General features: G+C 38.8%; 14 protein-coding genes. 3 read left to right on the top strand and 11 right to left on the bottom strand.

Annotated elements, in window-relative coordinates:
• Window positions 1–102: 102 nt before the first annotated feature.
• The 6 genes from GO621_RS08055 to GO621_RS08030 form a co-directional block, all read right to left on the bottom strand.
• On the bottom strand, window positions 103–261 hold the full coding sequence (locus GO621_RS08055) for a hypothetical protein (RefSeq protein ID WP_157565853.1): 159 nt from the start codon (window positions 259–261) through the stop codon (window positions 103–105).
• Between the two features lie 142 nt (window positions 262–403).
• Complete coding sequence (locus GO621_RS08050; protein ID WP_157565851.1) at window positions 404–913, bottom strand: shikimate kinase; 510 nt, start codon at window positions 911–913, stop codon at window positions 404–406.
• A complete protein-coding gene (locus GO621_RS08045) occupies window positions 910–1,218 on the bottom strand; it encodes a hypothetical protein (RefSeq protein WP_157565850.1) in 309 nt (102 codons plus the stop codon). The genes GO621_RS08050 and GO621_RS08045 overlap by 4 nt, the downstream gene beginning before the upstream one ends.
• A 1-nt stretch (window position 1,219) precedes the next feature.
• Entirely contained in the window at window positions 1,220–2,278 is a 1,059-nt protein-coding gene (locus tag GO621_RS08040) for an ABC transporter permease (protein ID WP_157565848.1), read from the bottom strand.
• Window positions 2,279–3,430: a BT_3928 family protein gene (locus GO621_RS08035; RefSeq protein ID WP_157565846.1), complete on the bottom strand. Its 1,152-nt coding sequence runs from the start codon at window positions 3,428–3,430 to the stop codon at window positions 2,279–2,281.
• Window positions 3,427–3,966 carry a DUF1599 domain-containing protein gene (locus tag GO621_RS08030; RefSeq protein WP_198170179.1) on the bottom strand — a complete coding sequence of 180 codons (540 nt, stop codon included), beginning with the start codon at window positions 3,964–3,966 and terminating at the stop codon, window positions 3,427–3,429. The genes GO621_RS08035 and GO621_RS08030 overlap by 4 nt, the downstream gene beginning before the upstream one ends.
• A gap of 70 nt (window positions 3,967–4,036) precedes the next feature.
• Between GO621_RS08030 and folP the strand changes: the two genes are divergently transcribed.
• Both folP and GO621_RS08020 read left to right on the top strand, forming a co-directional pair.
• Window positions 4,037–4,903 carry a dihydropteroate synthase gene (gene folP, locus GO621_RS08025; RefSeq protein WP_157565843.1) on the top strand — a complete coding sequence of 289 codons (867 nt, stop codon included), beginning with the start codon at window positions 4,037–4,039 and terminating at the stop codon, window positions 4,901–4,903.
• A gap of 102 nt (window positions 4,904–5,005) precedes the next feature.
• Window positions 5,006–5,665, top strand: coding sequence for a DUF2927 domain-containing protein (locus GO621_RS08020; RefSeq protein WP_157565841.1), 660 nt, complete (start codon window positions 5,006–5,008; stop codon window positions 5,663–5,665).
• Window positions 5,666–5,787: 122 nt separating this feature from the next.
• Here the strand turns inward: GO621_RS08020 and GO621_RS08015 are convergent, their stop codons facing one another.
• Genes GO621_RS08015 through GO621_RS08005 form a run of 3 tightly spaced genes read right to left on the bottom strand, consistent with a single transcriptional unit; the run spans window position 5,788 to window position 8,389 of the window.
• Window positions 5,788–6,786: an MlaD family protein gene (locus GO621_RS08015; protein WP_157565840.1), complete on the bottom strand. Its 999-nt coding sequence runs from the start codon at window positions 6,784–6,786 to the stop codon at window positions 5,788–5,790.
• A gap of 3 nt (window positions 6,787–6,789) precedes the next feature.
• Window positions 6,790–7,566: an ABC transporter ATP-binding protein gene (locus GO621_RS08010; protein WP_157565838.1), complete on the bottom strand. Its 777-nt coding sequence runs from the start codon at window positions 7,564–7,566 to the stop codon at window positions 6,790–6,792.
• A 10-nt stretch (window positions 7,567–7,576) separates the two neighbouring features.
• Window positions 7,577–8,389: an MlaE family ABC transporter permease gene (locus GO621_RS08005; protein ID WP_157565837.1), complete on the bottom strand. Its 813-nt coding sequence runs from the start codon at window positions 8,387–8,389 to the stop codon at window positions 7,577–7,579.
• Window positions 8,390–8,748: 359 nt separating this feature from the next.
• Here GO621_RS08005 and GO621_RS08000 point away from each other — a divergent pair, with 359 nt between their 5' ends.
• A complete protein-coding gene (locus GO621_RS08000; protein WP_157565835.1) occupies window positions 8,749–9,084 on the top strand; it encodes a YtxH domain-containing protein in 336 nt (111 codons plus the stop codon).
• Window positions 9,085–9,225: 141 nt separating this feature from the next.
• On the opposite strand, the gene cysM is transcribed toward GO621_RS08000, so the two are convergent.
• Window positions 9,226–10,098 carry a cysteine synthase CysM gene (gene cysM / locus GO621_RS07995; RefSeq protein WP_157565833.1) on the bottom strand — a complete coding sequence of 291 codons (873 nt, stop codon included), beginning with the start codon at window positions 10,096–10,098 and terminating at the stop codon, window positions 9,226–9,228.
• Window positions 10,099–10,108: 10 nt separating this feature from the next.
• A complete protein-coding gene (gene epsC / locus GO621_RS07990; RefSeq protein WP_157565831.1) occupies window positions 10,109–10,921 on the bottom strand; it encodes a serine O-acetyltransferase EpsC in 813 nt (270 codons plus the stop codon).
• Window positions 10,922–10,953 lie beyond the last annotated feature (32 nt).

Raw genomic sequence — 10,953 nt, 5'->3', positions numbered from 1 at the left:
GAAAAGAACCAACGAAATCAAGACAAACCCGATCCCTCCGGGCGTTTTGTCGGGGCCTTTCGGCACCAGGGCGACTACCTATCGCTTCGAAATGTAGCGCTGTCACTTTGCTTGTTGAACAATATTCTTAAATACTTCTTTTATTGATATAGATGATGTGGTTGAAAAAGAAGATTTTGTTTTTCTTAAAGTGGCAGAGCCGTCTGCAAGATATGCACCAAGGCGCGCAGGGTTGAATACCGCCCGGAGGCGATCCGGCATTCTTGATTTTTGGTTCTTTTGATCAAGCTAAAGAACGTACAAGAAAAATAAATTTTGAAGAAGATCTTTCCGCTGCGCCCAGCATGACAAAGCGACATCAATTGCAAAGTAATGCTGTTTTTAGCACCTAAAAATTAGTATTTCAGGTTGAATGATGCACTAAAAGATCAGCTAATTTCCGTGCAGTAATACCTACGCCATCTGCAATAATTTGTGCTTTTAGATAAATGGGTTCACGCTCAGCCAGTCTTTCAGTAATAAATTGCAAGAGTTCATTACCGGTTTTATGTTGCAATAAAGGGCGTTCGTTTTTGGCATTGGATAAACGCGCTGCAATTACGCCTGGCGGGACCTGTAAATAAATAACAGTTCCGTGCTGCTTCATCCAATTTAGATTATCAAAAAAAACAGGCAAACCGCCTCCGGTAGAAACGATGGCGTTTTCAGGATAAACTGTATTCTTCAATAAATCTGATTCTGTTTGTCTGAATTTTTCTTCTCCAAAAACAGTAAAATAATTACTGATCGTACCGTTTTGTTGTTCAAAAACCTCATCCAGGTCAATAAAATCAACATCTAAAAAATTAGCCAGTTTACGGCCATGCGTTGTTTTGCCGGAACCCATAAAACCGATCAGGAAAGTAAGGCTCATGGTTGTTTTCTTCTTTTAAAAATTACAATTGTAATGATGAGGATAATTAGTTCGCCACTTACCGCAGGCAGAAAAAAGATGCTCCACATCGGTTTAGCCGGATGTGGCCATATAAACCAGAACAGTAAAGCCAGCAGGTAAGAAAGCACCAATGAAATGATTAGGATGAAAAATATTTTTCTGCGTGGATGTGTTTTCCGGAGCAATAACCATTGCAGCATACGCCCGAGCCAAAAAGTGCAAACGCCCATCAGCAGCAAAAGCATCAGCATCTGGAAATAATACATGTTGCCTGGAGCATCCATATTAATTTAGTTTAACGCGTGGATCAATCCAAACATAAAGCAAATCAACTAACAAGCTGATCACCACAAAAATAAAAGCAATAAACAGGATAGCGCCCATTACTACCGGAAAATCTGAAGTTTCCAGTGCATCTACCGTTGCTTTTCCCAATCCGTTAAAACCAAAAATATACTCCACAAAGAAAGAACCGGCCAGTAGCGAAGCAAACCAGGTTGCAATAGCGGTAACCACCGGGTTTAAAGCATTTTTTAAAGCATGTTTATAGATGATGCTGTTTTTATCTAATCCTTTTGCTTTTGCTGTCCGAATATAATCCTGGCGCAAAACATCCAGCATGGCATTTCGGGTAAGCTGTACAATTAGTGCAAGCGGGCGTAAACCCAAAGTTACCATCGGCAAGATCAGGTTTTTCCAGATGATCACTTCGCCTTTAAACGGATCGTAACCGGTTAAACTGCCCGACATATTTAATCCGGTATATTTGCTCAGCACAAAACCAAAAACCCAGGCAATGATAATTCCGGCGAAAAAAGACGGCGCAGAAATGCCAATGATCGAAAAGCTGATGGCTAATTTATCAATCCAGGTATTTTGATGGACCGCAGCCATCACCCCTAAAAATATACCGATAAAAGAAGCAAAAATCATGGCGGTTGCCGCAAGGATCAGCGTGTTTGGAATAACAGCTAATAATGTAGCAGCAACATCTTTTCGGGTTTGATAAGAGCGGCGCAGATAAGGCCATTTGAGCGCAAGTACATGGTTTTTGCTGATACTGAACAATTTTACATAACCATATTTTTGCTGCTCTGAAGCTGTATTTTCATGGAAGCCGATAGGAGAAAGATCATTGAGATAATAAGCAAACTGAACGGGAATGGGTTTATCCAAACCAAATTCTTTACGTACAGCTTCCAGCGATTGTACATCTGCGCGTTGGCCTTGTGTCATCCGGGCAGGATCAGCAGGTAAAATGTTGAAGAGAAAAAATACCACAATTACCACGCCCAGCATGACGGCAAAGCCGTAGAATAATTTGCGGAGTACATAGCTGATCATTTACTGTTTCCCGATATATTTATCCACCAACTCATCATAACCTGGCAAAGTATGGAAATGCCATTTGCCTACAACTGTTCCGTTTTTCATTAGTAAAACGCCAGGATTGGCACGTACCATTGTTTTTAGCGGAACACCATCCGCATAAAAAATCTCCATAAATAATTTATGCGCTTTGCTGAAAGCTTCTGCATCCTGCGCAGAATTGGAAGTAAGCAAAACGGTACGCACATTAAAATTTTGTGTCAGGTTTAAAGATAAAGCATTGATTTTGTTGATGGCACCGCTGTTGGTTTCACCTAAATTATAGGCAACTACAATTAGGTTATAAAACGGGTTTCCAAGCAATTCTTTTGTGTAATCGTTTCCTTGCGCGTCAGAAATATTTAAGTCGGCAATCTTCGGCGAAAATCCTTTTTTGATTAAAACGCTAGTTGGCTCGCCTATAATTTCCCAATTATTATCTTTCCAGATTCCTGATTTTAAATATTCTTTATTGGTGATGCTTCTTTTATCGCCTGTTTTTTTGTTGTGGAGATTGTAGGTAATTTCAAATTCATCCGGAACTGCGTTTTCGGGGATCTTCATTTCTTCCGGTAAGTTTGCGCCAACTTTATAAGGCAAAAAATCAATCACCGGTAAAAAATCATACGTGTAAATACCAATGCCAAAAGAAAAAATGGCTGCTAAAAGAAGCATGACATTTTCTGTTTTTAACTTAAATAAAGGCTGGATAAGGTTTCTGTTCAGGAAGATAAAAACGATCAGCAACAGTAAAACCAGATCTTTGCTAAACGATTGCCAAGGCGTTAACGGAATCGCATCGCCAAAACAACCACAGCTTTGCACCACTTTAAAAGCAGCCGAATAAAAGGTAAGGAACGTAAAAAAAATAATGAGTAAAAGCAGTCCCCAGGCAACCTGTTTTCCGCGAGCGCCAATCAGCAAAGCAAAGCCGAAAAGCATTTCCAGCGCGCATAAAAAGATGGCTAAAGCAAGTGCCAGTCCGTTTAAAAATGTGATATGAAAGACTTCAAAATATTCAACTAATTTATAGGAAAACCCCAGCGGGTCATTGGCTTTGATCAACCCGGAAAAAATAAACAGCAAGCCGACAGCAATACGGCAAAACCACACTAAATTCTTTCTCATTTTACATCCAATTTTATCAAGGCAAAAACAGCATAATTGAGCATATCCTGATAGTTTGCTTTTACGCCTTCGGAAGCTAAAGTTTTTCCGGAATTATCTTCAATTTGTTTCACGCGAAGCAGTTTCATCAAAATTAAATCTGTTAATGAGCTGATCCGCATGTCGCGCCAAGCTTCGCCGTAATCGTGGTTTTTGTCCATCATCAGTTCATAAGTTTCCTTAATTTTCTGGTCGTAAAAAGAACTTACTTCTTCTACATTCATTTCCAGCGGCGTTTCCAAACTGCTTTCTAATTGCATCATGGCAATCACACAATAATTTACAATGCCAATGTATTCGCCAATAATCCCGTCGCCCACTTTGTTAATCCCGGTTTCTTCTAGGGTACGGATGCGTTGTGCTTTGATAAAGATCTGATCGGTAATAGAAGATGGGCGAAGGATGCGCCATGCCGTGCCGTAATCTTTCGTTTTTTTGATAAACAATTCTTTGCAAACGTTAATTACGGCGTTGTATTCGGCTTCAGTACGGTTCAAAACAGGGAGGTTCAATTTTAATTCGATATTTGTTTAACGGAACGGCTTGTTAAAAAATGCCGTTTTTAAGATGGCTAAAGATACATTTTTTCAGAAAAAGACGACGCTGAATACGGGCGGCAAACTCATCGACCTAAATATACCAAAGGTGATGGGTATTATTAACGTTACGCCCGATTCTTTTTTTGCCGGTAGCAGAAAGCCCAATACCAGCGATGCTGTTTTTATGGCAGAAAAAATGTTAAACGAAGGTGCTGCTTTTCTGGATATCGGCGCATATTCTTCCCGTCCCGGCGCTGCTGATATTTCTCCGCAGGAAGAAACAGACCGCTTGTTGCCTGTAATTGAAGCTGTTGTAAAGCAATTTCCGGAAGCAGTTTTATCGGTTGATACTTTTAGGGCAACAGTTGCAGAAACTGCGATTAAAGCTGGCGCACGAATTATCAACGATATTTCTGGCGGGGGATTAGATGCGGAAATGTTTGAAACTGTTGCCCGTTTACAAGTTCCTTACATTTTGATGCACATGAAAGGAACGCCGCAAAACATGGCAGAAAAGGCGCATTATGAAGATGTTTTTACTGAAGTGTTCGATTATTTTGCCGAGAAGGTTTACCGTTTGAAGGAGTTGCATGTGCACGATATAATCCTCGATCCGGGTTTCGGTTTTGCCAAAACGCCTGCACAAAGTTTTGAATTGTTGCAGCAATTAAAAGGATTTGAATTGCTGAAATTGCCCGTTTTGGCCGGCATCTCCCGTAAAGGAATGATCTATAAAACTTTAGGCGGAACGGCAGAAACGGCGCTAAACGGAACGACGGTTTTGAATACGATGGCGCTAATGAATGGTGCAAATATGTTAAGAGTTCATGATGTAAAAGAAGCGGTTGAAGCAGTGAAGCTATTTAATGCATATAATTCAACAGCTAAATACTGATACATTTCCTTTTTATAAAGTGAATTGAAATAAATTAAATTTGAAGCATTATTTAGTAAATACTCTCACAATTAGTCGATTTCCATATAATCAAACTTAAAAATGAAAACCAAAATTTTATTTATGCTTTCCTTTTTTGTAACGCTTTCTGCTTTCTCTCAAAACCGAATGAGTTTGGTTGATAAAGAGAATTTTAAAACAATAGCACTTTCCAAAGATCAGGCTGGCATACCAATTATTAAAAAATGGGTGGTGCCGATACATTATAAAGTTTATAGTGCAAAAGGAGCTTACTCTATTGTCGAAATTGATTCCATATTTACTCAAATTAAAACGCTCACTAATCTTGATATTGAGCGTGCAAAAAATGATGATGAAGTAAATTTTTCAGTTTTTCTTGGCGGAAAGGATGATTTTGGTACGCAAGTTCCTTCGGTTACTGCCCAATCGTTCAGCAAATATGGCGGCACTTATTACAAGTTTAATAACAAAGGCGAAATTTATCAGGCAATAGATTTAATTACTGTTGCGAGTTTTACTGATCAACGTGATGTTCGTAATGCATTACGCAGAAGTATTATTAAGCTTTTTGGATTTTTTAATCCGCTGGAAAATACCCCAACCAGCATTTTTTATTCTCAAAGCAACAATGTTGTAAATTTTGACGCTTACGATTCTTTCTTGGTCCGCTTGTTGTATGGCCCTCGATTTACAGCAGGAATGAATTCTGCGCAAGTTGATGAAGCACTAAATAAAATGTAAGAATTTAGGTGATAAAAGAAGCATTGTAACCTTTGCAGTTATTATATCAAAACAAAAATACCGGTAAAATTGACTGGCATTTTTGTTGAAGATTTTTAGTTGATAAAAACAGTATCTGTATCTCAGTTGCTTGTTTTTGGAGTTGCCGCGGTGGCTGCTTCTGTTTTTTCTTTTTTCTTAAAAAATCCGCGAAGCAAAAAATTATGCTGTACAGCTTCGAGGTCTTCATTTAGTTTTACAGAGCTTTCCTGTAAATTACCCATGGTTGTTTTAACCTGATCTGCCGTTTTTTGATCATTCAGCAATAATCCCATGGCGTTATCGGTACTGTTTAATTTGTTGCTGGCCTTGCTTAAATTATCTGTAATTACTGTTGCTTTTGTAGCAGTTTCTTTTAGCTGTTCTGCTGTGGCCGATAGTTTATTAAAAACACTGGTATCTGTCATCAGTTTATCTGCCAAACCACCTTTGGTATTTAGCTTTGCAGTAAAAACGCCTAACTGTCCGGCTAAAGCAGCAGAAGTGCGTGTGGTTTTTTGCAGGTTCATTACAATAGCGCGAAAGCTGTTTGCAAGGGTAGAATCTGCCAGCAGTGCGCCAGCCGTCCCTTTTCCTTTTACAATATCTCCACTTAATTTTTTAAAGTTGGAAGTAATACCAATTAGGTTTTCATTGTTTTCCTGAAAAGTTTTCATAATGTCATCTGTCGAAAGGTCTTTTTGTACCTGCAAAATGTCACCGTCTTCAATTTCGGCTGTTTTAGGGTTTCCACCAAAAAGTACAATGATTTTATTTCCGATTAATCCATCCGAACTTAATTTTGCGCTGGCGTCTTTACGTATATATCCTTGTGCAGATTCTTCAATACTCATAGAAACTTCTACCTGTGAACTTCCAAAAAATTTGATGGTTTTAACGGTGCCGATTTTTACACCCGAAAACCAAACATTGTTTCCTGGTTTTAACCCGCCGATATCATTAAAGATTGCATTTACACGAAGTGTTTTTACAAAAGATTTCTGTTGTCCGCCCAACACAAAAATGCCTACAATAAAAATTAAAAGGCCAAAAAATATAAATAGACCGACTAATACGTTTCGTTTAGTTTCTGTTGTCTGCATGGTTTATTGAATAAAATTGTAAGTATAAAATGTTTTTACACGTTCATCATCTGTATCAAACACTTCTTTAAAAGTTCCTGTCCGCATAAATTTTCCATCTAAAAGCATTGCAACACGATCACCAGTCATTTTTGCACAGGTTAAATCATGAGTGATGATGATGGAAGAAGTGTGATAACGCTGCTGTACTTCGTTTATCAGGTGATTTATTTCCAAACAGGTAATTGGATCAAGGCCTGCAGTTGGTTCATCGTACATCATAATTTCCGGCTTTAAAATTAAAGTGCGGGCAATACCGATACGTTTGCGCTGGCCACCAGAAAGTTCCGAAGGCATTTGATTGATGGTTTGCAGTAAACCAACAGCATCAAGTACTGATTCTACCTGTTCATTCACTTCTGCTTTGGTTAAATTTCGCTGGTTGCGTACTAATGGAAACTCTAAATTTCCGCGCACCGTCATACTATCGTATAAAGCACTGTTTTGAAAAGAAAAGCCAATCCGCAGGCGTAGTTTCTCTAATTCTTTCGGGTTTAAACTGTTTACATCTTGTCCGAGTACATTTACTGTTCCGGTATCAGGCTTTAACAAACCAGAAATTATTTTAATTAAAACAGACTTTCCAGTTCCAGACCGGCCCAAGACAACTACGTTTTCTCCCTGGTAAACTTCAAGATCAATCCCACGGAGCACCTCATAATCTCCAAAAGATTTTTCGAGGTTTTTGATATCGATAACTGATTTACTTCGATCAATAAAGGATACTTTTTCTTTTTCCATCAGTTATAAATTATGTCCGGAAAAAGCCGGAAATCTGTACAATTACAACCTCTTCCACAAAAACCAGAAACATGCCTAACACTACAGCAGAGTTAGCTGCTTTACCAACTCCTTCTGTTCCTTTATCAGAATTAAAGCCCTGATAGCAGCCTACCATTCCGATGGTAAAACCAAATACGATAGATTTAACTAATGAAGTATTGATATCAAGAAATGAAAGCGGCTCGAAAGCGTCCTGAAAAAAAGCCTTAAAGCTGGTGCCTTCATTGGTAGTAACATTAACAAAAGCACCAAGCATCGAAACCAGTGCGGTGTACATCACCAAAATCGGGATGCTGACAGTTGTTGCCAGCACACGCATACAAACCAAAAACTTAAAAGGCTTCGTTGCAGATACTTCCATCGCATCAATTTGTTCGGTCACTTTCATGGAAGCTAATTCTGCACCAATGCTTGAACCTACTTTTCCGGCAGCAATTAGTGCGGTAACTAAGGGTGCCAATGCTCTAAAAATAGCGATAGAAACTAAGGAAGGTATCCAGGAGGTTGCACCAAATTCGGCCAGCGAAGGGCGCGATTGTTTGGTAAATACAAGCCCGGTAATAAAACCAGTTAAGGTAATTAGCGGGAATGACCTGTAGCCAACTTCATAGCATTGCCTTACAAATTCTTTAAATTCGTAAGGAGGTAAAAAAGCTTCTTTAAAAAAACGGAGGATAAAACGATAAACGAGGTATATATCTTCAAAAAAAACAGAAAAACGCGATGGTAATTTTGGCTTTGCTGTTTCCTCTGTCAGTACGTTGTTGTAATCAGGCTTCATTAAGATTGTTCAAAGTATTTTTATCCTTTTTGTTTGCAGTTTTCTTAATTAAATAATTGATGATCTAACATAGAAATACAAACAAGCTTTGTGTTTTTTATAAAATGTGCAGGCAAATATAGAAAGATGGAAGAAGTTAATCGTTTGATTAAATAAATTATACGCTTGTATGATAAACGTTTATAACAGTTAAACTTCTTAATGCTTCTTTTACTGCCTTAAAAACAGCATTTCTATCGAAACATAAATAAAAGCTTTATGTTGCTGCATTGTTCGGTTTTTGGTTTTAAAATTGTTAATTCAATAGATGTAAGATCAGAAACCGGTCAAAAATTTACTTAACCCTTAAAATAATAACAATGAAAAGCGAATCAAAATTAATTGCCGGTATATTAATCGGCGTTGCAGCAGGCGTTTTAGCGGGTATTTTATTAGCACCGCAAAGCGGAGACGATACACAGGAAGCAGTTGCTGATGCAGCTTCTGATTTTGGTGATAAAGTAAAAGACAAATTTTCCGGACTGATGGATGAAGCAAGCGAGTTAAAAGAAACGCTTGGCGATAAAATTTCATCTAAATTAGATGATCTTGCCAGCCTGATCTCTTCTAAATTAGGTGATGCCAAAGATTGGAAAGACGAAAAAGTAAGCGAAGCTGCTGATAAAGCCGCAGATTTGAAAAGTAAGGTTTCTTAGTCTGTTATCAGTTTTAAGTTGTGGGTTGCCGGTTTTAACCCCTTATTTACAGGTATCAATTTTAGGTTGATAAAAGAAGTATAAAAGTTTTAAGCTAAACTTAGAACCGGAAACTTAGAACAGGCAACCCGCAACTTAACTTCATCCAAACAGATCGCTGCTTAAATAACGGTCGCCGCGGTCGCAAGCAATAAATACAATTACACCGCTTTCTAATTCCTGCGCAACTTTAACTGCTGCTGATAACGCGCCCCCGCTGCTCATTCCTGCAAAAACGCCTTCTGTACGAGCTAATTTTCGTGTCATTGCTGTTGCTTCAGCCTGAGAAACATCCATAATGCGGTCAACTCGTTTCGGATCAAAAATTTGTGGGAGATAAGCAGCAGGCCAGCGGCGTATTCCCGGGATGGAAGATTCTTCTGTTGGCTGGCAACCAATAATTTGAATATTCGGGTTTTTCTCCTTCAAAAACATAGAATTGCCCATAATAGAACCTGTTGTGCCCATAGCACTAACAAAATGAGTGATGCTGCCATTGGTATCGCGCCAGATTTCCGGTCCGGTAGTTTTATAATGAGCTAAATAATTATCCTTGTTGGCAAACTGGTTCAACAAAAAGTAATCTCCTTTTGCTGCTTTTTCTACTGCATAATCACGGCAAGCTTCAATCCCTTCCAGTAAAGTAACTTTTGCCCCGAAGGCTTCCATCGTTAACACCCTTTCTTTAGTAGAATTGGATGGCATTACCAGTTCAATTTCCAGATCAAATAATCTTGCAATCATGGCTAAAGCAATTCCAGTGTTGCCGCTCGTTGCTTCGATTAATTTGGTACCGGCTTTAATTTCTCCACGATCTAATGCACTTCTGATCATGTTTAAAGCAGCCCTGTCTTTTACACTGCCGCCCGGATTATTGCCTTCCAGTTTTGCATAAATTTTAACGTTTGGGTTTGGGTTTAACTTCGTAATTTCTACTAAAGGTGTATTTCCTATCAGATCAATAATTCCTGCCATAATGCTTCTTTTAACTGTTAATTTTTCCTTCAATTACTTCGATATTGGGTTTATGGTAAACCACAGAACCCGGAGGGACGCTTTTTGTCAACCAAACATTTCCGCCGATAATGCTGTTTGCGCCAATAACCGTATCTCCGCCTAAAATAGTTGCGCCCGAATAAATAACCACACCGTCTTCTACCGTTGGGTGCCGTTTAATATTAGCCATTGTTTTGTCTACGCTCATGGCGCCCAACGTTACGCCCTGGTATAATTTTACATGATTGCCAATGGTACAGGTTTCTCCAATTACGGTACCTGTTCCATGGTCAATGTGCAAATGCTCACCAATGTTAGCTGCAGGATGAATATCAATGCCAGTTTTAGAATGGGCATATTCTGTTAAAATGCGGGGCAAAAGCGGGACATTGGTTTTGAGCAAAGCGTGTGCAATACGATAAAAAGAAATGGCATAAAAACCGGGATAAGTCCGCACTACTTCAAACTCACTTTTTGCAGCCGGGTCACCATTAAAAATAGCCTTTACGTCTGTATTCAGCACCCGGTAAAGTTCTGGTAGTTGCGCAAAAAAGGTTTCTGATAGCTGGTTATTATCACAATTGTGGCAGGCACCTGTTGCTTCCATAATTGTATAGAGCTCATTTTTTAAAAATGCAAATGCTTCTTTTAGCTCACTAATTGTTGTAAACGATAATTTTGCCCTTTCCGGATAAAGCAAACCAATTACTTTCAAAGCCCATAAAGCAATTTCTTCGTTAGATGGAACAGTTTCCATCTGCTGCTTTTTATCCAATAAATGCTGGTAAAATTCCTGATCCATAAGTAGTATCCCAATGGTTTTAGCCAGTAGGA

Source organism: Mucilaginibacter arboris (genome assembly GCF_009754915.1).
Classification (GTDB): Bacteria; Bacteroidota; Bacteroidia; order Sphingobacteriales; family Sphingobacteriaceae; genus Mucilaginibacter_A; species Mucilaginibacter_A arboris.
The sequence above is the reverse complement of the archived record's forward strand: the minus strand, read 5'-3'. Positions and strand labels throughout refer to the sequence as shown.

What these genes read in the sequence shown, in the direction of transcription:
- cysM (WP_157565833.1), bottom strand. Translation starts at nt 10,098, where the DNA reads ATGGCAGGAATTATTGATCTGATAGGAAATACACCTTTAGTAGAAATT.
- GO621_RS08045 (WP_157565850.1), bottom strand. Translation starts at nt 1,218, where the DNA reads ATGGATGCTCCAGGCAACATGTATTATTTCCAGATGCTGATGCTTTTG.
- GO621_RS08005 (WP_157565837.1), bottom strand. Translation starts at nt 8,389, where the DNA reads ATGAAGCCTGATTACAACAACGTACTGACAGAGGAAACAGCAAAGCCA.
- GO621_RS08020 (WP_157565841.1), top strand. Translation starts at nt 5,006, where the DNA reads ATGAAAACCAAAATTTTATTTATGCTTTCCTTTTTTGTAACGCTTTCT.
- GO621_RS08040 (WP_157565848.1), bottom strand. Translation starts at nt 2,278, where the DNA reads ATGATCAGCTATGTACTCCGCAAATTATTCTACGGCTTTGCCGTCATG.
- GO621_RS08035 (WP_157565846.1), bottom strand. Translation starts at nt 3,430, where the DNA reads ATGAGAAAGAATTTAGTGTGGTTTTGCCGTATTGCTGTCGGCTTGCTG.
- GO621_RS08000 (WP_157565835.1), top strand. Translation starts at nt 8,749, where the DNA reads ATGAAAAGCGAATCAAAATTAATTGCCGGTATATTAATCGGCGTTGCA.
- GO621_RS08015 (WP_157565840.1), bottom strand. Translation starts at nt 6,786, where the DNA reads ATGCAGACAACAGAAACTAAACGAAACGTATTAGTCGGTCTATTTATA.
- folP (WP_157565843.1), top strand. Translation starts at nt 4,037, where the DNA reads ATGGCTAAAGATACATTTTTTCAGAAAAAGACGACGCTGAATACGGGC.
- GO621_RS08050 (WP_157565851.1), bottom strand. Translation starts at nt 913, where the DNA reads ATGAGCCTTACTTTCCTGATCGGTTTTATGGGTTCCGGCAAAACAACG.
- epsC (WP_157565831.1), bottom strand. Translation starts at nt 10,921, where the DNA reads ATGGATCAGGAATTTTACCAGCATTTATTGGATAAAAAGCAGCAGATG.
- GO621_RS08010 (WP_157565838.1), bottom strand. Translation starts at nt 7,566, where the DNA reads ATGGAAAAAGAAAAAGTATCCTTTATTGATCGAAGTAAATCAGTTATC.
- GO621_RS08055 (WP_157565853.1), bottom strand. Translation starts at nt 261, where the DNA reads ATGCCGGATCGCCTCCGGGCGGTATTCAACCCTGCGCGCCTTGGTGCA.